The sequence below is a fragment of the Pantoea osteomyelitidis genome, from assembly GCF_044342975.1.
Classification (GTDB): domain Bacteria; phylum Pseudomonadota; class Gammaproteobacteria; order Enterobacterales; family Enterobacteriaceae; genus Pantoea; species Pantoea osteomyelitidis.
Map to the genome: position 1 here is coordinate 719462 of NZ_JBGFSN010000004.1, position 20633 is coordinate 740094.

Here is a 20633-nt window from a genome sequence, read left to right on the forward strand (position 1 = left end):
AATGTCTGACCTGAATTTAGAAAAGGTTCAGGGATGGGCGGCCAGGCGGTTAACAGAACAGCAGATTGCAGATGTACTGGCAATCAATCTGGAGGCGCTGAAAAAGGACAGGGAAAATATACGTCAGTTCAGAGAAGCGATTCGTATAGGCAGGGCCAAAGGCGAAGCGGAATTAAGAGACGCGCTTTACAAGCGAGCTAAAAACGGTGACGCCTACGCCTATACGAAGTTGATGAGGCGAGAGCAAGAGCAGGACAGTAGTTGATGAACACGCCGGATGAGAAAGCAATCGAGCGAGATTATTGTGATGGTGTGCTTTCCCTTCAGGCTATAACGGAAAAGTACGGTATCACCGTAAAAGCCTTACGCTACATGGCCGATAAAAAAGGCTGGAAGCGAATTAAAGGGGCAAAAAAGGGGCAAAAAAATGGGGCAAAAAAAATTTTTGCCCCTGAAAGCGACACCGCCAAAAATAACCATGAACGATCACCTTTTTCAGAGCAGCATTTCCTTTCAAAAAACTCCGTTTCTGCAAAGACTGAAAACGGCTTCGATCCGGAAGAATTCGGGATTTCAGAGCAGCAGGCGATTTTTGCTGAGTATCACGCGGCGGGGAAATCGCTCGTTGAATCTTACCGTCTGGCTGGCTATCAGGCAGAGGGAAACGCAACCTACGCGGCGGCCTCCAGGCTGTTAAGGAATGTTAAGGTCTCGCGGGCTGTTCGTTACCTCAGAGAACGGCGCCAGAAACGCCTTTCATTTGCTGAGGATGAAATTATTCATCAGCTGGTATCCATAGCCAGCGCAGATCCGAATGCACTGGTTCAGTACCGCCGTGTGAATTGCCGTCACTGTTGGGGAGAAAAATTCCTGTATCAGTGGCGCGATATCGATGAGTACGACAGAGCAGCAGAAAAAGCATACCGCAGCGACAAAGCTGAGCCTGAATATGGCGGCATAGGTTTCGTTGCTAATGCCATACCTAACCCTGACTGTCCCCGCTGTTGTGGGGAAGGCGAGGGCGAAGTTTTCATTGCCGATACAGATACCCTGGAAGGCCGCGAACGATACCTGTATGCCGGGGTAAAACAGACAAAGTTCGGCCTCGAATTACAGCTGGCCAACCAGGAAGCTGCGCGCCGTGACCTGTTGCGGTATTTAGCACTGAGGGAAGGCGGCAAAACATCTTTGCCTCCCGTTCCTGAAGAAGATTACCAGTTACATAGTTTGAACCCCGATGAACCACCTCCCGGTAAGCCAGTCCTTTAACGGTTCGGTCAAACTCACGCCAAAGCAGGCAAATATATACGTCTGGGGATGGCAAAAAGAGGCTCGTTTCCGTGATGCAGTCTGTGGCCGACGATTCGGCAAAACTTTTCTTGGCAAAGCTGAGATGCGCCGTGCGGCAAGGCTGGCGCAAAAATGGGACGTCAGTATTGAGGATGAAATCTGGTACTGCGCGCCCACGCTGAAACAGGCTAAACGTGTTTTCTGGCGCCGTCTGAAACAGGCTATTCCGCCGCACTGGCGTGAATCGAAACCCAATGAGACGGAGCTTTCAATAACGCTGATGAGCGGACACGTAATCCGCTGTGTTGGCCTCAACAATTACGACGATCTTCGCGGTTCGGGTCTTTTCTTTGTTCTTGTCGATGAATGGGCCGACTGCCCGTATCAGGCCTGGGAAGAAGTTCTTCGCCCGATGCTGTCGACCTGTCGTTATGCCATTGAGGGTGTCCAATACATCGGTGGCCATGCTCTGCGTATTGGCACACCGAAAGGCTTTAACCATTGTTACGACACCTGGCTGGCTGGACAGGATGGCCGGGAGCCGGATCATAAAAGCTGGCTCTATACGTCCGTTGATGGCGGAAACGTTCCGCCCGAAGAGCTGGAAGCTGCGCGCCGGAAAATGGATCCGCGAACGTTTCGCCAGGAATACGAAGCGTCATTCGAGAACTATCAGGGGGTTGTGTACTACTGTTTCGACCGGCGCCAGAACCATACTGACGACACCGTACAGCGGGGCGACATCCTGCATATCGGAATGGACTTCAACGTCAGCAAAATGGCTGCGGTTGTTTATGTCATTCGTGATGGCCTGCCGCGTGCGGTGGATGAATTTATGAATGTTTTCGACACCCCGGCCATGATTAAACAAATCAAGGCCCGCTATTACGGACACGAAATTGTTGTTTACCCCGATGCGTCCGGTAATAACCGAAAGTCCAGCAACGCCAGCGAATCCGATATTGCTTTATTGAAGACTGCTAACTTCACGGTTCGGGTAAACAACACGAATCCGGCAGTAAAAGATCGCGTCAACTCCCTCAACGCCATGCTGTGTAACACCTATGGCGAACGGCGGATGCTGGTCAATACGCAAAAATGCCCGAAATTTACTCAATCTCTGGAGCGTCAGATTTATAACGATAAAGACGAGCCGGATAAAAAAGCAGGCTTCGATCATCCTAACGATGCAGGCGGATATCCGATTGTATTTCTTTATCCCATTGCGAAAGCCACCGGAACGGTTACCAAACTGCGAATTTAATCATGCCAGATATTTCTACCCCCAATCTCGATTACAACGACATGGTCGAAGCGTGGGATATCAACGATGCCCTTATGGGCGGCACGCTTTATATGCGCCAGCTCGGCGAACGGTATATGCCACGCTGGCCTAACGAAGATAAAGAGGATTACAAAAAGCGCTTAGATGTGGCAACGCTCCTCCCTGCTTACGAAGAAACGATAAAACAGGATTGCGGTCGTGTATTTGCTGAGCCGGTTCAGCTAAGTGAAAACATGCCGGAGCAAATAGCAAACCTTACGAAAGATTTTGATATGTCCGGTACCCGCCTTGACGTCTGGGCACAGGAGCTTTTCAGTCTTGGATTACAGTACGGACTGGCTCATGCGCTGGTGGACTTTCCCCGGATGGATTCAGCGCAAATACGAACGCGTGCAGATGAGCTTTCAAGCGGTGCCCGACCTTATGCCACAATCGTTAATCCGCGGCAGGTGATTGGCTGGCGTTCAGCCATAAAAAAGGGAAAAGAAATTCTGACCCAACTCAGGATCCGGGAAATCGTAGTGGTCGAAGGTGAAAACTTCGAACAAAAAAAGATTGAGCAAATCCGCCACATTATGCCGGGAAAGGTGGAAATCTGGCGCCGGAGTGAAAACTCAGAACGTATCAGCGTGTGGACTAAATACGATGAGTGGAAAACAAGTCGTGAAGATATTCCTCTGGTGACGCTCTACACCAAACGTACCGGGTTTATGCGCGGCAGGCCTCCATTACTGGAGCTGGCGCATCTGAATATCAAGCACTGGCAAAGCCAGAGCGAGCAGGACAACATCATGCATGTTGCGCGAGTGCCTATTCTGGTTACCTATGGGCTGGAAACAGGCCAGGTGCTGACGATTGGCGCATCCAGCGCGACAAATTTCAGCAGCCGTGAAACGCAGGGCGTCGAATATGTGGAACATACGGGTTCGGCTATCGGCGCAGGTAAAACGTCGTTAAATGATTTAGAAGACCAGATGCGCCAGGCTGGCGCGAAGCTGGTGCGCCCGGAGAATACGTCGACAAAATCCGTTGATCAAACCCATGAAGAAAAAATGCAGGTGAGTTCACCGCTTTATACCATGGCAAACTCTCTTGAAGATGCGCTCGATAATATCCTCCAGATTATGGCCGAGTGGGTTGGTCTTGAAAGCGGCGGGAATGTTGATGTTCGTACAGAGCTGGATGTGGCTGAGCAAACTTTCGATGCGTCTGCCGCACAGGCTATACAGTCGTTGCGTCAGGGGGGCGATATTCGCCGGATAGATGCGGTTCGCGCGCTTCAAAAACTGAAAATTATCGATCCGGATGCAAAAGCCGAAGATGTCATTGATGAGCTGCTGAATCCCTCCCCGGATATGACAGGCAGCTGACATGGCGACAATTAATGAGCAACTTCGTGACGAATCCATTGCTCACGCTATCTGGATCAGTCGGTACAGTACCGGTGTCGCTAACCGGATGACAAAGTTACTTAATGAAAGCGACGCAGAGCTGACTTCGCGCTTGCTGATTGCACTGGATAGCCTGGAACCCACCAGCTTTACCGTTATGCGTCTGGAAAGTTTGCTCGCCAGCGTACGTGATATCAATAGAGAGGCGATTTCCTCAATGCAAAGCAGCCTTATGGCTGAATTAGGGCAATTTGTTTCTCATGAAACCGGTTATCAGCTGAGCCTTTTCGATGCGCTTTTGCCAGATGTGGTTAAAAGCCATTTTCCTTTACAGGCTGTCTCGCCAGATATGGTTTATGCCGCGGCGATGTCGCAGCCTTTTCAGGGACGGCTGTTGCGCGAGTGGGCCAGCCAGCTGGAGGCGGACAGAATGGCCCGTATCGTTAACACAGTACGCCAGGGCTATTTGCTCGGCGATACAACCCATAGTATTGCGAAGAAGATGCGGGGACACGCTAACAAAGGGTATCAGGACGGAGCGCTGCAGCTGTGTCGGAGCAATGCTTTCAGCATAGCCAAAACAGCCGTAAGTCATATAGCAGCGGCGGCGCGTAACAGCTTCGCCAACGCTAACAGCGATATCCTGAAAGGTAAACAATGGCTTTCCACGCTTGATATACGCACAACCCGACTTTGTATCGTCCGGGATCGACTTAAGTACACGCTGGACGGTAAACCTTTAGGGCACAAAATTCCTTATTTACAGGGACCGGGGAAAATTCATTTCTGCTGTCGCTCTACCGAAACCTTAATCCTCAAATCCGCTAATGAGCTTGGCATTGATGTGCGCGAGCTGTCAGAGAGCGAAAGGGCAAGCATGGATGGCCAGGTGGCCGCAGATACCACTTACAGTGAATGGTTGCTTCGCCAGCCATTCATTCGTCAGAAACAAATTCTCGGTGAGAAAAGGGCGCGCCTGTTACGTGACGGTGGTATGACGCCGGATGAATTTTACAACGATAAGGGAGAGTGGCTGACGCTGGAGCAATTGCGCATCTACGACAGCAGGGCATTTGCCGACGCGGGAATTTAACCCTCCATTTTGATTACAGGTCGCTCAGGCGGCCTTTTTTATTTCTGCGCTCAGGAAAAAGCGTAGAGCCTGACAAAAAGGTAAGAACATGAAGCTGAAAATAACTGAAATAAACGGCCAGCAGTATGCAGTCGTCGATAATCACGGCAATCCCGTTTATGTGCATGAGGATGGTAAAGAGATTGGGTTTGATGCGACACAGGCTGTCGGGAAAATCACCGCGCTGAATAGCGAAGCGAAATCTCATCGCGAAGCCAAAGAAGCGGCCGAGGCAAAACTCGGGAAATTCAGCAGTATCACTGATCCGACTAAGGCCCTTGAAGCGCTGGAAATGATGGCAAAAATCGACCAGAAAAAACTCATCGATGCCGGTGCGGTTGACCAGGTCAAGGCTGAGATCACGCAGTCTTTTCAGGCGAAACTCGAAGAGGCAGAGAACCGCAGTAAGACCCTTGAAAGCCAGCTGTATGAAGCCAAAATCGGCGGCAGTTTTACAGCTTCAAAATATATTGCCGAGAAAATGGCCATCCCGTTCGACTTTGTACAGGCCCGCTTCGGGCAGGCCTTCAAAATCGAAGACGGCGGCATCGTAGCTTATGACGGCTCGGGCAATAAGATTTACTCCCGCGCTAAGCCAGGTGAGCTGGCCACTTTTGATGAGGCACTGGAATTTCTTGTCGAACAGTACCCGCAGAAAGATCACATCCTGAAGGCCAGCGGCGCCAGCGGTAATGGTTCTCAGGCAAGCCAGCATTCTCTCGGTCAGAAGACCATGAAACGAGCTGCGTTTGAATCCCTCGATGCGACGAGCAAACAAGCCGCTCTCAAAGACGGTATGACCATCGTTGACTAAACAATTTTGCCAGTTTCCGGATGGTGCTGGCGCCAGAGCTGGATAGCTCAGAAACCTGTCTCTTTTTTTATTTCCAAGGAAAATCACAATGTCGAATACCCTCACAGGGTTGATCCCGACTATCTATACCGCTCTGGATACCGTTTCTCGCGAACAGGTCGGTTTTATCCCTTCGGTTGCCCGTAATACCAAAGCGGACGCAGCGGCCAAAGGCCAGACCGTAACCGCACCGGTCGCGCCGGTCGCCACCACGGTCGATATTGTTCCCGGCGCCACCGCCCCAAACGATGGCGACTCGAATATTGGAAACGTTGACGTAAAAATCACTAAATCCAAGATGACACCGGTTAAATGGAACGGGGAGGAACAGCTGGCGCTGGGTCCGACAGGAACCTACAACACTATCCTTGCTGACCAGTTTAAACAGGCGTTTCGCGCATTATCTAACGAAGTTGATGCTGATTTGGGAGCGCTTTATTTCCGTTCTTCCCGTGCCGTGGGCGCCGCTGGCGTCACGCCTTTTGGTATCAAAGACGAGCTGACTGATGCCGCGCTTGCACGGCAGGTACTGGAAGATAATGGTGCGCCTACGACCGACCTGCAGATGGTTCTTGGCTCTACGGCTATTGCAAATCTGCGCGGTAAGCAATCAGTACTGTTCAAGGTAAACGAGTCTGGTACCGATCAGTTGTTGCGTGAGGGGGTGCTGGGCCGTCTGGAGGGATTCAACATCCATAATTCAGCAGGTGTTGTCAGAGTGCCGGCTGCAGCTGCAAAAGGGTATCTGGTCAACGGTAATAAATCAGAAGGTGATGTGCTCATCGCTATCGATACCGGCACCGGTGCCATTCCGGCAGGCTCCGTTGTGAAATTTGAAGGCGACGAGCACCAATATATTGTCGCTGCATCAACCGCAACCTTCATAACGATTGCCGCTCCGGGGCTGCGTAAGCCATTAGCGGACAATACCGCAATCACCGTGCTTGGCGGATTTGCCGCGAATATGGCTTTTGACCGCAACGCGCTGCTGCTGGCATCCCGTACGCCAGCAATGCCTCAGGGCGGCGATACAGCTGATGACGTGATGAACGTTACGGATCCGATATCCGGGATCACATTTCAGATCGCTTTATACCGTCAGTACCGCCAGGTGCGTTATGAGGTAGGTCTGGCGTGGGGCGTGGCTTCCGTCAAACCGGAGCACGCAGTTCTGCTGCTTGGCTGATTATCCGGGGCTTCGGCCCCTTTTTTCATAATGGAGAAAAAAATGGCCGGACTTACTAAAGAGCAATGTGCTTTGCGCGAAGCAGCAAAGCAAGAACAGGCGAAGCAGGAAAATACCAGCACCTCACAGCCACCATTAACACAGGGAGCGAACAACAATTCCGAAAACGGAGCGGGGGAAACCAGCAGCGCCCCGGACGCTGCAAAAGAGTATGGCCAGGATCTGGTCGCTATGTTCATCGATGCCCCTGCTTTTCCTGGCGGGCCGCAAACGGCCGATGTGCATCCTGATGAGGTAGATAACTGGAAATCAAACGGCTGGAAAGAAACATGATTACCTATGTCACTGTTGAAGATGTGGACAGGCTTCTTGGTCAGGAATGGGCTAATGACAGCGCTAAATCAAAAGCTGTGCTCATGGCTAATGCATGGATGAACACATTCAGTCTTCGCGGCTTTTCTCCTGACGATATTCCCGAAAACGTGAAGCTGGCTGGTGCTTACGCTGCATCGGTAGCTGCTGAAGGTAAGTTATTTCAGCAGAAAACAGACTCAGGTGTGCTCACCAGTAAATCGGTGGAAGCTGACGGCGTCGCGGTATCTAAAACGTTCACTGAAATCAGTGCGGCGGATGCCTCGCTGTTACCAGCTGATTTACAGCTTGCGATTGCGCTACTCAAACCCTGGGGAGCAAGCAATTCTCAGTTACGCGTAGAGCGAGGCTGATGATGGGGATACGCGAAGAAATCCAGACGGAAATCGCTGCGGCTTTCAATGAAGAACTCGCCGATGCAGTAGTTGATTTCAGTGCCTGTTATGTCGTTCGCTCAGGCTGGGATCCGGTTACTGAAACCGGCAATGAAACCATAGTCACATATGGAGGCCGGGGAATCCTGGCGGCTTATGCACTCAGCCGGATCGATGGCGTCAATATCCTTAAAGGGGACGTGCGACTCATAGCGCTAAAAAACGAAGTGTCTGCTGTACCGAAGGAAGGTCACACCGTGACAGCCCCGGATCTCATCATTGGCATGCATCAGGCTTATACAATCATATCGGTAAAAGTTGATCCTGCCGCAGCAAGTTACGTCATTCAGTTACGGAGAACATAATGGCTAAGGGATGGAATATCGACCCGTCAGCCTTTGCCGGGCTTGTAAAAGAAGCGGTGGGGAAAAAATTACGCATCATTTCAATTCAGCTTTTAAATGAAGTCGTGATGCGATCACCTGTCGATACCGGGAGATTTCGGGCCAATAATTATGTCAGTGTCGGGGCTGCTGATTTCTCAAAGCTGAGTGAGGCAGACAAAACAGGTACAGAAACCCTTCAACGCGGTTGCGCAGTGATAAATGCCACCAGTCCTTACGCGGTGGTTTATATCCAGAACAATCTTCCATACTCCGAAGCACTTGAGGGTGGTCATTCTCAACAGGCTCCGGCAGGTATCTATGCGGTTTCCTTTCATGGCGTGGTTCAGGCATACAAATGACCTTCACAGAAATAAGAGATGCCGTTATCAGCAGGATTACGGCACAGACTGCTATTCCCGCTGACTCGGTCACTTACCCTAACGGGCCGACATTTAACCCTGCAGGACGCCCAGTATGGGCACGTCTTACCGATGTTCCCGGACTCGCAGGCGTAACTGAGATCGGACAGGGACCGGTTGTGCATCGCACCGGCATTATCATCATTCAGATTTTCGTTCCGGCAGGCTCCGGCACACGGCTCATCACCGAAACGGCTGATCAAATACGTGAATTATTCGAGTTCCGGTCGGATGGCCGTCTCGATTATTTCGCTGTTTCAGTTGTTCCAGCCGGAGAAATTTCAGGTTGGGCGCAGCGTAATCTGCATATCCCTTATCGCGCGCTGTAAAGCGTTCAACTTCAAGGAGGCTCCTGTGAGTTCAGGTGCAAAGGTCGTTACGGCCTATATTCGGGAAAAAACTACAGGTACTACACCTGATTCCGGCTCATGGAATCTGCTTATACGCACCAGCTGGGGCATCGGCCCTAAACAGAACACCAGCGACAATGACGAAATCGGCGGTACGCGTATGGCTCAGGGCAAGAGCACCGGCACAGTCGATGTCAGCGGCGATGTCGGCGCTAAATTTCGCTGGGGACAGCATGACGAGTTCCTTGCGTCATGTTTCGGAGCGGAGTGGGTGAATAACGTACTGACTATGGGCAACGAGCGCATCACATTCAGTATGGCGACCTATGCCTCCGATATTGGTGTGGCTTCTATTGTTCGGGGTTGTCAGATTGGGGCTTTTAAAATGGAGATCCCCAATGATGGTGACGTGACCGCCACAATAACCGTTGCAGGGCTGGGGTGGGATTCAAACGCTGCGGATAAAAGTTATTTCAGCGAGCCGGTAAATGGTTCGGGAGAACTGCGTTATTCCTTCAAAGAAGTAACCAAAATAAGCCTTAATGGCATCGATGGCGGAACTGGCTTTTGTATCGATTCGTTCAATATTCAGTTCGATAACAATCTGCAAACCCAGCGGTGTATTGGTACCGGCACACCCTATGCCGGGGCAAATATTCAGACCACATTTACACCGACAGGCTCGATCACACTTTCCTGGTCGAAAGCAGCATGGGACGTATGGAGCAAAACGCTTACCGGGGCGACTGTACCGTTCAGTTTTACGTTAGCCAATGAAGAAGGTTCTTACATCTTCGACTTTCCTAAAGTGCAGGTTTCGGGCGACTGGCCTGATGGTGGCAATACTGAAATCATTCAGGTGCAGCTTGATATCACTGCTGCGGATGTTTCACCCACTATTACCCGCGCTGCAGCAGTAACCACGCCTGAACGCCGGAACAAAACCAACGCCTCTAAAGCTTAATGCCCCTCATAAATACTTTCGGGGTTATTCAATAACCCTAGGTAAACGACCCAGCACTGCCGCTCATTAAAAGCGGGAACCGTAATTACAGCCTCATGAAGGAAATATTGATGATCATTATCACGCCTGAACTGGATACAAATGGGGAACGATGGATCAACCCGGTAAAAGGGCTTCGCCTCAAAGTCGCATCTATTGAAAACGACCAGTTCAGGTCTCGTAACGCACTCGTTCGGCGCCATATCGATAAACTCGATGTGCATTATAAAGTTGGCACCAGTGAGTTTGATCCGGCTGAAGTGGGAGAAACAGATGCCATTGATGACCTGCTGATTGATACGGCTGCACGCTTCCTGCTGCTGGACTGGGAAGGCGTTGGGATCATGGAAAATGGCAAAGAAAAAGCAATTCCTTATACGCCTGAAAGTGGTATGGCATTTCTTAAACAACGTCCTGAGTTCTACTGGCTGATTTTGGCCGCTGCTGCTGATATCGCACACCGCAAGGAGGAACAAATCAAGGAAACTGTGGGAAAGCGCTCGAAGCGCAAAAATGGCTCAACCTCAATAGCGGTGAGAAGGGCGAAAAAAACAGATGGAAGCGTGAACGGCTAGGTCTGGAGTCATTGCCAGAGCCTGAAATTGATGCGGTCACGGGGGAAATCCTGAAAGCTTATGGTGTTATTTCCCGCTCGCGAAAATTTGCAGGTATGTCTGCCGTTCCATTGCCTTTAACGCTTGCCGACATCGATCGCTATCTTTCGTCGCGCACCTTACTGATTGATCGCCAAGAACTCGACACTGCTATTTTCGCGCTTGATGATGCCTGGCGCGATGAGTGGGCAAAGGAGCAGGCGCAGATAGCGAACAACCCGCAAAGTAACAAATCCGGCTGAAGCCGGTTTTTTATTGCCCGGAGAAAATTATGAGTGAACAGGAATCCAGGCTTGCGATCATTATTGACAGCACTGGCGCAGAAAAAAACGCTGATAGCCTGACTGTTGCCCTTAACAAAATGACGCAAGCCGGACAGGAATCGGTTGCCAGTACACAGCAATTAACGAAAGCGACGGAAGAGGAAAAGCAGGCGCTGGCAAAACTTCGGACCGTAATCGATCCCGTAGGGACGGCAATCGATAATGTGGGCAGAAAATACACTGAGTTAAAAAAATATTTTGATAAAGGGTTAATCGACAAAGAGGAATTCAATTTTTTGAGCCAAAAGCTCAATGAAACTACTGCTGAATTAAGCGGAGTGGCAAAAGCTGAGCGTGATGCTGCAAAAGCGCATGAAGAGCAGCGTGCATCTTTGCAAAGGCTCATCGCACAGCTTGATCCCGTCGGTGAATCCTTTCGTCGTATAGAGCAGCAACAGACAAAGCTGGCAAATGCAAAAGCTAGTGGAATGCTGTCTCCTGAGATGTACGACACATTATCTGGCAAGCTGGCAGAAATGCGCTCACAGCTTGAAAAAACCAACCAACAGATAGCTAAGGGTGCGATTTCGTCAGGTCAGTATAAAAATGCTTTGCGGCAACTACCTGCTCAAATTACCGATGTTGTTACCTCTGTTGCTGGTGGAATGCCTCTCTGGACCGTTTTCATGCAGCAGGGCGGGCAAATCGCTGATTCATTTGGTGGTTGGGGTTCACTACTTAGCATCATAAAAACAGAGCTTCTGGGAATGACGTCAGCCAATGACGAAGCTGCCGACTCTTTGTCAGGAAGTGCTAACAGCCTCGCTGAAAATGTCGAAAACGGAAAGAAATTACTCGGTTTTCTGACTCCGGCCAGGCTTGCACTGGGCGGCACAGCGGCAGCGGCAGCTGCACTTGCCGTTGCTTATTATCAGGGTTCGAAACAGCAAACCGAATTTGCTAAATCACTGGCGCTGACAGGTAATTTACTTGGTACCACAACTGGCCAACTCGCAGATATGGCTGAGAAACTGGCTAAGGCTACCGGCGCCACAACATCCGATGCCGCTAATGTCCTTAATCAGCTGGTAGGCTCCGGCAAGGTTGCAAAAGAATCGCTCGGTGCAGCTGCTGAAGCAATTCTGAACCTCAATGAAGCGGCAGGAATTTCCGTTGAGAAGCTGGTGGCAGATTTTAATGCTATTGCTGAGGATCCGGTTGCGTCTATCAGCAAACTGAATGACCAGTATCACTTCCTGACTCTCTCTGTTTATGAGCAGGTAAAAGCGCTTCAGGAGCAGGGCCGCGAAGAAGATGCAGCACGCATAGCCAGCGAGGCTTTCTCAACAGCCATAAACCAGCGATCGGCTGAAATTCAGGGCAGTCTGGGCTTACTTGAGCGAGCCTGGAAAGCTGTAGCAGATACGGCAAAAAGCGCCTGGGATTCGATGCTTGATATCGGCAGAGAAGGCACCATTCAGGACAGGATTAATTTCTTACAGAACAGCATAGATCAGCTTAACAGCAATTCGAGACCGGGGATTTTTGGGCTGGGTAGCGCTGGTGATGTCGGGGGAAGGGACAAGCAGTTATCTCAGCTTAAAGAGGAATTGCAAAACCTGAAAGCAGAAGCGGCAACGCAAGACGTCCTCAACACTGCTATTTCGGATTACCAGAAGCAGCAGGATAAAGCTATCAAAACCCAGCAGGAGGCTGACAGAGTAAATCAGCAATACCTGACCAATGCACAAAAGCGGGCAAAGGCTATAAAGCAGCAAAATGATTTTTTAAAAGCCGGGGCCGTTACGCAACAGCAGTACGCCAGTAACCTTGCACGCATTAATGAAATGTATAAAGACCCGAAACAGCCGAAGGGCAGGGTATATACCGAAGATGCCGGGGCACGCTTACTGGACCAGATTAAACAACAAACAGCTGCATTACAGGCACAGTATGTGGCATCTCAGAAACTCAGTAGTGCGGCACAGCAGCGTATCAGGTTTGAACAGCAAATTGCTGATATGAGAACCAAAACACATCTTACCTCTTCTCAAAAATCCTTGCTTTTACACTCTGATGAAATCGTCAGCGCTTACAAAGCGCAGGAGGCACTGAGTGACCAGATGAAGACGTTGGACGATTATCAGAAGCTACAGGATAAGGTGAAAGATAAGGAACAACGTAGCAATAACCTGCTGAAGGAACGTCTCGATTTACTGGCAAGGGTGAAGGCTATTGGTCAAGTTAGCGATACGGATATTGCAGCTACCAGAGCCAGTGTTCTTGATAATACTCCGGTTCAACTGCCTTCTGACGTAACTCGTGTAACCGGAAGTCTCATGCCTTCCGGGGGGGAATTATCGGGGTCATGGAGTGGAGTCAATCAGCAGCTTCAGCAAATCAGGCAGGCAAAACAGGCGCTTGATGAATGGCAAAACAATCAGCTGGCTGCTTACCAGCAAATGGATCTGACAACAAGCGAGTACGAACAGAAGATGTATGAGACGCGTAAAACTTACGCTACTCAGTATTCACTTCTTAATGCCCAGGCAAGCCAGATTCAAACGTCTGCCATGCAGTCCATGATGGACAGCATGGTAACAATCACAAAATCCGGCTTCGAAGAACAGTCTGGTATCTACAAAGCAATGTTTGCTGTCAACAAAGCCTTTGCTATAGCCCAGTCGCTGATTTCTATTCAGCAGGGAATTGCGATGGCCGCTGCAAACCCGTTTCCCTACAACCTGGCGGCAATGGCTTCAGTTGCTGCAGCAACAGCAAGCATTGTCACTAATATTTCCGCAATCGCGGGGGTAGGTTTTGAGAAAGGGGGATACACCGGCAATATCGACACCAAATCTGTCGCAGGTGTCGTACATGGTAAAGAATTTGTCTTTGATGCCACATCAACAAAAAAGATAGGCGTTTCAAATCTGGAAAATCTTCGGCGGAATGGCCTCGATGCAACGCTATCCCGTCCCGGTTTCGGTACAGGAGCGCAGAATATTTCCGGAGATAACGTCACCAGTGAACAGAACTTCCACTTCACCGGTGCGCCTATCACGATTAATGGCAACCCTTCAGATACTACTCTTGCCCTGGTGAGACAGGCGCAAATTGATGGTGCGATGCAGGGATATCAGATGGTTGCTGATCATCTTGCATCAGGAAGAGGAAAAGTTTCGAAGGCACTCAGCAGTGGATGGGCAACGCGAAGGAGAGCGAGCTGATGACTGATATTTATTACCCCCATGATTTTCTGCCTATGCCCCAGATGGATGGCTATGGTTTTAAACCCGTCAGTCCGTTGTTAAGAACAAAGATGACATCAGGTCGGGCGCGTCAGCGTCGCCTTTATGTTTCAACCCCCACCGAGGCATCGATTAAATGGCTTTTCACGAACCAGGGCGCTGCGCAGTATTTCGAACTGTGGTATCGCCATATTCTCAATGATGGTGCGTCGTGGTTTTTCATGAAGCTGCAGACGCCTGCAGGTCTGGATACATTCAAATGCAGATTCACTGATATCTATGAGGGACCCACACTGGTTCCACCTTATTACTGGCAATTCACCGCAACGCTTGAAATCTGGGATCGGCCTGTCATTAGCAATGCATGGGCAGAGTTCCCGGATTTTGTTGTTAATGCGGATATTATCGATTTAGCTGTTAACAGGGAGTGGCCGAAAAAATGACAGTTCTTAACCGGCTTTATGCCTCGGCCGGTCGTGAAGTGATTATTGAAACACTTCAGATAAACGTGGATGGCCAGACGTACTGGCTTACCAAAGGATGGACCGATGTTCCTGCAATTCTCGAAAATGGCGTAAAAGTCACTTTTAGCGCCTGTGGAATTGATATCGCTTTGCCAGCGCGTAATGCTGATGGCACGCAAGATCTGAAATTTGCGATCTGCAATATTGACGGCCGGGTATCCGGAGCTATCAGAAACGCCCTTAAAAATCTGAGTAACGCCACACTGACTTATCGCAGCTTCATATCTACTGACCGCTCTGCGCCTGCAACAGCTCCCTGCACACTGGCAATCAAATCCGGATACTGGACTGCGACAGAGGTGCAGATTACCGCTGGCTACATGAATGTCCTCGATACAGCCTGGCCTCGCTATCGTTACACCCTCCCGGCCTTTCCCGGACTACGTTATATCTCGTAAGGTTCACCATGTTTAATCCTGATAAATACCGTTCAGTTCTCTGGCTGAAAGGCGGACGCGTTTATCCTGAACTCGACTGTTTTGGCCTCATTAACGAAATCAGAAGGGATCTTAACCTGCCGCCCTGGCCTGAATTTACCGGGGTGACAAAAGATGACGGCGGGCTTGATCGTGAAGCTCGTGAGCTTATGAAAAGCCTGCGACGCTGCGAACCACACGAGGGTGCGGGCGCAGCCTGTTATTCAGGCAGTACTGTAACCCACGTTGCCGTCGTGGTTAACATCAGTGGCATGCTGCATGTGGCTGAATGCAATCCTGGTCTTAACGTGACCTTTTTACCGTTGAGCCGTTTTATCAGGCGTTTTGTCAAAGTGGAATTCTGGCTGTGACAATCAAAATTTATCCTTCCCGACTTCCTGGCGAACCGCTTGAAACGCATGAGCATGACCGCACTACGCTACATGCCTGGTTCAGAGAAAACGTGACTGATTACAGGCTGGAGCGGGATCATCCTGTAGTTGTTGAGGTAAACGGACATGCTATCGCACCGTCTGCATGGCCTGAATACAGCATCAAGCCTGATGACGAGGTGAAAATTTATCCTGTTCCTTATGGCTCCGTTTTTGTCATTGCGGTTTGGGCCGTTGTCTCAGCAGTGGTCGCAACCACTGCTTATGCCATGTTTGCTATGCAGGGGGAGGGAAACGCGTTCAGCAGTATCGGAAGTGGCAAATCTCTGGAACTTAGTCCTGCAAAAGCTAACAGCGTGGCGTTAGGTGATCCGATTCGTGAGGTTTTTGGTAAATACCGTATTTACCCTGATTACATTATGTCTCCCGTAGGACGCTACGATGCAAACGATCCGGAAAAGTATGTCATGCACCTTTTTCTTTGCCTTGGCGCCGGAACATTTTCTTTTTCTGAAGGGGATATTCGTGTCGGGGCAACTCCGGTTGGCTCGCTAAAGGATAATTTCAGCTACAGGCTGTTTACACCAGATACGAACGTCACCGGGGATTCGCGCACAGAAAACTGGTACACCTCATCAGAAGTAGGCGGAACAAACAGCAGCACAGGTCTTGATATGGGCACCACTGCGCCAGATATGGAGGACATCAATGCGCAGGCTGTGACAGTATCAGGAGCGACGGTATCATTCACAGGATTAACGACAGACGATAACGCAGTCAGTAATAAATTACCTGAGAGCTGGACGGTAGGCGCAACGATTGAACTGGTTGTGCCTGACAGTTTCAGTGTCACCACTGACGGTCAGTTTGATGTTATTTCGGGTAATACCTTGGCGGAAATTGCACCTTATGTGGGTATGCCGGTCGCGCTGACTTATAACAGCATCACCTATACGCTTTTTATTGCCGGTTATACGCCAGCTGCAGAGGGTATCGCAGCATCAGTAACACTGGCTTATGGCAGTGCCACCGGCACGGCTTTTTCAGGTATCCCTAACGGGATACAGCAACTCGCGATTAACCATCTTGGTAATCAATACAAAATTCTCAATATAGATGGCACAAGTCTAATCCTTGCACGCATATATAACGGGGCGGTTGATAACATCTGGCCAGGCTTCAACAGCCGCACGGCGCTTGATTTTCAGGCTACAGGGATAAACGACAGCAATAGTTGGCTCGGTCCGTTTCTGGCTTGCCCGGAAAATGAAAAAACCGACTGCTTTGAGGTTAATTTTTCTTTTCCCTCGGGCATTTGCGGTTTTGACAAAAAAGGGAAAAAGAAAAACAGGACGGTCAATATCGAGCTACAGTATCGCATCTACGGTTCCGGTGAAGGCTGGACAACAAAAGCTATCAACTACACCAATAAATCTATCAACGGACTCGGTTACACGGAAAGGATCGCGTTACGCAAACCGGGGCTGGTTGAAGTCAGATGCAGGCGTACAAACGAGCAGGGTAAAGACAACAGTCGTGACAGCGCATACTGGCAGGCGCTTCGCTCGCGATTGCCGGCGCGGCCGTCTTCTTATGCCGGAGTAACCACGATGGCTGTCAGCGTAGTGACAGGCGGGAAGCTGGCCGCGCAATCTGACAGGCGAATTAATGTTGTGGTTACCCGAAATTACAGGCGAGGTACTGCGCGAACGATTTCTGGCGCGCTTTATCATGTTCTGGATGGGTTAGGCTTACCGATCGATACCCCAACGATTGAATCCCTTGAGGCGTCGTTCTGGACGCCCAGAGCGGAATACTTCGATTACTGTACGGGGCAAGAAAGTACCACCGTGCTCGAAATGCTCAGAAAAATAACCAATGCCGGTATGGGTTATTTTTTGCTGTCAGACGGGCTGGCTTCGGCTGGCAGGGAAGGTATCAAAGCCTGGACCGGAGTTATCAGTCCGCAGGAAACCACGGAGCCGCTTCAGACAGCATTCTCAATGCCCTCTAAGGACGATTTCGACGGCGTGGATGTCTGTTATATCAACGGCACAACATGGGCTGAGGAAACAGTGCATTGCCGCACCAGCGATAACCCCACACCGGAGAAAGTAGAAAGTTATAAGCTGGACGGGGTAGTGGATACCGACAGGGCTTATCGTATCGGTATGCGTCGCCTGATGGGATATAAGCACCAGAAGCTGTCACATTCAATGACCACAGAACTGGACGCGCTCTGTTACCAGTTTATGGATCGTATCGTACTGACTGATGATATTCCCGGCAGCGATACCATAAGCTGTCTGGTCACTGAGGCGAAACAAACTGACTCAGTTATCCGGCTCACAGTGACAGAACCTCTAAACTGGAGTTTCAATAACCCCCGTTGCCTTCTGAGGCTTCAGGATGGACGAGCGACCCCCTTGCTTATACCCGCCAGAGTCGATGAGTTTACACTGACCATACCGCTCACCAGTGAGCTGTATTTCAACGAATGGATTATGGATGATCCCAATATTGAACCGCCCCGACTGATATTCTGCAGCTCTGAACATACCGGATATGATGCGCTAATCAGCGATATCTCGCCTTCGCCTGACGGTACTTGTGAAGTTTTAACAGTACAGTATACCCCTCTCAAATATCAGTACGACGACGCTCACTATCCCGGCGATAAAACCTGAATTATTAATCCGCTTCGGCGGGTTTTCTGTTTATGAGGCACAGATGACAACATACAGAACCGGAAATCCGCTGGGTTCTTCTGCTGCAAAAGATCTTTATGACAATGCTGAAAATCTTGACCATTTTGTGAATGATCTTGATGCGGTCGAATGGGCAGACAGGTTTAACGTGAGACGTCAAACCTGGGCGGGAATGGAAAAAGAATTCACCGTACAGCTGCAGGACCAGGCCAACCGATTTGATACTTTCATTCAGAACTCTGGCTATGAAGTTATCGGTGATTACACTGATGGCCCGTTAACCATCCTGGAATACAACCAGCTAATTCGCTATGAAGGCGAATTGTATAAAGTCACTGCTGCGACGGATCTGCCGTGGACAACGACCGGCAACGACGCAGCGTCATGGGCCATTGATTCAGAGCACTTTGTCTCAGTGGGTGATGCTGCATTGCGGCAAGAGATTACCCGTTACGACGGCCTGAAAATGATTGGCCAGTGTCCAGATATAACAACCCTGAGAACTGTCGAGCCAGAAGCAAACGGCCAAAAAATTTTCGTTAAAGAATACAAGGTTGGCAGTGGTATGGGCGGCGGCGTCTTTGTTGCTGTTGCCAGCGATACCGCCTCAGAAGACGATGGAGGCTACTGGATCGTAACTACCGGCGGCAGACGCTGGAAGCGTGACTGTAGTCCTGAGATGCTGACTGTCGTTCATTATGGCGCGGTGATGGACGGCATCACGGATGACATGCCAGCAGTAAAGCGAATGCATGTCGGCATGCGTAACTTCATGCCCTCCAATACGGTTGGAATTGTCATTCCCGCAGGGAAAATTGCGCTCTCATCCAGTTTTGATGACTCAATAAAAGCAGAGCAGCCAATATTTCGCCTGAGAGGGCCAATGGTCGAAAACGGTGCAAGCCCGCTGACACGGGTTTATTTTCTGGATGCTTTGTCACATACGCCTGTTTTTCAGGTAAATGCACGTCGAATGGAAATCTCAGGTCTGCACCTGATGGGTGCCGGTACAGTTACGCCGTTTTATAAAAATGTTTGTCCGGCTGGCCAGTATATTCGGGTGAAAGCGGTGCGTTGCGAAGGCAATGGCGGGCTGGTCTTTGATGTAATGGACACCATCGATACCAAATTTGACCAGGTTTACTGCTACCGCCTGTCAGGTGGGTTCCTGAGATCGCTCTGGTCAAATACTGTGGCTGGGGGTTGGAACCACTCTACCGCTATAGAAATCACTAACTCAAACTTCACTTCATGTACCACTGTTGAAGCCATTTCTGCCATCAGGGCAACGCAGTCACGCATGGTTAACGTCTGGTTTTCCAGTAATGAATATGCCTTTGACGTCTCACAGGGCGGCTGGCTTTTTGATACAGTCATTCAGGAAGGCTCGAAATACCCGTCAAAAATCAAGTACGCAAAAATTGTGTATATCGACTGCCGGTTTGAGCAGGGGGCAACGCTCAGTGACGCCCTGTCAGGGTATAACCCGGATATGGATAACGGCGCCAGGCTTCCTAACTGGGTATCAAATTCTTTTGACCAGGGTTCCGTTCGGATCAATTCCAACGGCTCCAGATTCAAGTCTGGTTTCGGCTCGCAGTTCACTTACCCGACGACAATTCTTCAGAACGGCAATAATGCCGAAACGTGGTTTTATGTCGGGAAAATGATGTTGCCGGGTCTGGGACGCACAGCGATTGTCAGGTTGGCTGGGGCGAAAGGCTGGGACAGTGCATCCTCTTCAATGGATCGTCCGGGAGGAGCGAATTTTGGTGCGGGTGAGGCAAAGATTTTCATTGAGATGAAACAGCCTAACACTGAACTCACACAGTCTGTAGAAGCGCACTGGCACGGTGAGGGCACTTGCCCTGTAAACGAAGTCAGGATCGTTCACAACTGGCAGACAATCTATCTCTACGTGAAAGTGGCTCAGTATGCACGTTACGTTGGTGTGTTTATTGAAACCAATGGCATTCCCCGTTCCGACACAGGTAACCCGTTTTTCTTTGTCGAATCCAATACCCAGATAACAGATATCAATACTGTCGCGAACGCAGTTGTCGTCCCTTGTCGGTGGGCAATCAATAAAGGTTCTTTCGATGGCAATGGCTTTGGTATGGATCTGGACAGCGGTGACCTGCTGTACTTTTCGAGCAGCCTGCGGGGGACCGCGGCGGCAACCTATATCCAGGCTTATATCAACGGAGAAAAAAGATTCATTCCCTATTACAAAAATACAGGTTCCATTCTTATCCCGCGCTATGCCTATGCGGATTTGCCATCTCCGGCCACGCATGTTTACGGTCTCGTACTGTGTACGAACACCAGACTGAAACCTACAATGCAGCCCCTTTTTTCTGACGGCAGTAACTGGTACCCCGTATCCGATCCCGGTGCATCCTGGAAACCAGTTTGAGGAGCTAA

19 protein-coding genes and 2 pseudogenes are annotated in these 20633 nt (G+C 50.0%); all 21 read left to right on the forward strand.

Going from position 1 to position 20633, the window contains the following annotated elements; all coding sequences use genetic code 11:
• Position 1: 1 nt before the first annotated feature.
• The 21 genes and pseudogenes from ABU178_RS08440 to ABU178_RS08540 all read left to right on the forward strand — a co-directional run bounded on the left by ABU178_RS08440 (position 2) and on the right by ABU178_RS08540 (position 20625).
• Positions 2–265: a hypothetical protein gene (locus ABU178_RS08440; RefSeq protein WP_397213783.1), complete on the forward strand. Its 264-nt coding sequence runs from the start codon at positions 2–4 to the stop codon at positions 263–265.
• The gene (locus ABU178_RS08445; protein WP_397213785.1) at positions 265–1269 is read left to right on the forward strand and encodes a terminase small subunit; all 1005 of its coding nucleotides are present in this window, start codon (positions 265–267) and stop codon (positions 1267–1269) included. The genes ABU178_RS08440 and ABU178_RS08445 overlap by 1 nt, the downstream gene beginning before the upstream one ends.
• Positions 1238–2554, forward strand: a complete 1317-nt coding sequence (locus tag ABU178_RS08450; protein ID WP_397213787.1) for a phage terminase large subunit family protein — start codon at positions 1238–1240, stop codon at positions 2552–2554. Before ABU178_RS08445 ends, ABU178_RS08450 begins: the two co-directional genes overlap by 32 nt.
• 2 nt (positions 2555–2556) lie before the next feature.
• Positions 2557–3945, forward strand: a complete 1389-nt coding sequence (locus tag ABU178_RS08455) for a DUF4055 domain-containing protein (RefSeq protein WP_397213789.1) — start codon at positions 2557–2559, stop codon at positions 3943–3945.
• Between the two features lies 1 nt (position 3946).
• Complete coding sequence (locus tag ABU178_RS08460; RefSeq protein ID WP_397213791.1) at positions 3947–5059, forward strand: hypothetical protein; 1113 nt, start codon at positions 3947–3949, stop codon at positions 5057–5059.
• Between the two features lie 88 nt (positions 5060–5147).
• Entirely contained in the window at positions 5148–5912 is a 765-nt protein-coding gene (locus tag ABU178_RS08465; RefSeq protein WP_397213793.1) for a DUF6651 domain-containing protein, read from the forward strand.
• An 88-nt stretch (positions 5913–6000) separates the two neighbouring features.
• Positions 6001–7137 carry a P22 coat - protein 5 family protein gene (locus ABU178_RS08470; protein WP_397213795.1) on the forward strand — a complete coding sequence of 379 codons (1137 nt, stop codon included), beginning with the start codon at positions 6001–6003 and terminating at the stop codon, positions 7135–7137.
• Between the two features lie 42 nt (positions 7138–7179).
• Positions 7180–7470, forward strand: coding sequence for a hypothetical protein (locus ABU178_RS08475; protein WP_397213797.1), 291 nt, complete (start codon positions 7180–7182; stop codon positions 7468–7470).
• Entirely contained in the window at positions 7467–7862 is a 396-nt protein-coding gene (locus tag ABU178_RS08480) for a protein singed (RefSeq protein WP_397213799.1), read from the forward strand. Before ABU178_RS08475 ends, ABU178_RS08480 begins: the two co-directional genes overlap by 4 nt.
• A gap of 2 nt (positions 7863–7864) precedes the next feature.
• Positions 7865–8248 carry a glutamate 5-kinase gene (locus ABU178_RS08485; RefSeq protein ID WP_397215751.1) on the forward strand — a complete coding sequence of 128 codons (384 nt, stop codon included), beginning with the start codon at positions 7865–7867 and terminating at the stop codon, positions 8246–8248.
• Complete coding sequence (locus ABU178_RS08490) at positions 8248–8628, forward strand: HK97 gp10 family phage protein (protein WP_397213800.1); 381 nt, start codon at positions 8248–8250, stop codon at positions 8626–8628. The genes ABU178_RS08485 and ABU178_RS08490 overlap by 1 nt, the downstream gene beginning before the upstream one ends.
• Complete coding sequence (locus ABU178_RS08495) at positions 8625–9017, forward strand: phage tail terminator-like protein (RefSeq protein WP_397213802.1); 393 nt, start codon at positions 8625–8627, stop codon at positions 9015–9017. The genes ABU178_RS08490 and ABU178_RS08495 overlap by 4 nt, the downstream gene beginning before the upstream one ends.
• Before the next feature lie 25 nt (positions 9018–9042).
• Complete coding sequence (locus tag ABU178_RS08500; protein WP_397213804.1) at positions 9043–10002, forward strand: phage tail tube protein; 960 nt, start codon at positions 9043–9045, stop codon at positions 10000–10002.
• Positions 10003–10112: 110 nt separating this feature from the next.
• Positions 10113–10538 (forward strand): annotated as a pseudogene (locus tag ABU178_RS08505) (hypothetical protein); the annotation flags it as partial.
• An 89-nt stretch (positions 10539–10627) separates the two neighbouring features.
• The gene (locus tag ABU178_RS08510; RefSeq protein ID WP_397213806.1) at positions 10628–10897 is read left to right on the forward strand and encodes a hypothetical protein; all 270 of its coding nucleotides are present in this window, start codon (positions 10628–10630) and stop codon (positions 10895–10897) included.
• A 29-nt stretch (positions 10898–10926) separates the two neighbouring features.
• Positions 10927–13020, forward strand: a pseudogene (locus ABU178_RS20370) (phage tail length tape measure family protein); the annotation flags it as partial.
• Between the two features lie 1127 nt (positions 13021–14147).
• Complete coding sequence (locus ABU178_RS08520) at positions 14148–14612, forward strand: hypothetical protein (RefSeq protein WP_397213810.1); 465 nt, start codon at positions 14148–14150, stop codon at positions 14610–14612.
• Complete coding sequence (locus ABU178_RS08525) at positions 14609–15091, forward strand: DUF1833 family protein (RefSeq protein ID WP_397213812.1); 483 nt, start codon at positions 14609–14611, stop codon at positions 15089–15091. The genes ABU178_RS08520 and ABU178_RS08525 overlap by 4 nt, the downstream gene beginning before the upstream one ends.
• Positions 15092–15099: 8 nt before the next feature.
• On the forward strand, positions 15100–15480 hold the full coding sequence (locus ABU178_RS08530) for a nitrite transporter (protein ID WP_397213814.1): 381 nt from the start codon (positions 15100–15102) through the stop codon (positions 15478–15480).
• A complete protein-coding gene (locus ABU178_RS08535; RefSeq protein WP_449590168.1) occupies positions 15477–18188 on the forward strand; it encodes a host specificity factor TipJ family phage tail protein in 2712 nt (903 codons plus the stop codon). The genes ABU178_RS08530 and ABU178_RS08535 overlap by 4 nt, the downstream gene beginning before the upstream one ends.
• A gap of 43 nt (positions 18189–18231) precedes the next feature.
• Positions 18232–20625, forward strand: coding sequence for a hypothetical protein (locus ABU178_RS08540; protein WP_397213816.1), 2394 nt, complete (start codon positions 18232–18234; stop codon positions 20623–20625).
• Positions 20626–20633: the final 8 nt, after the last annotated feature.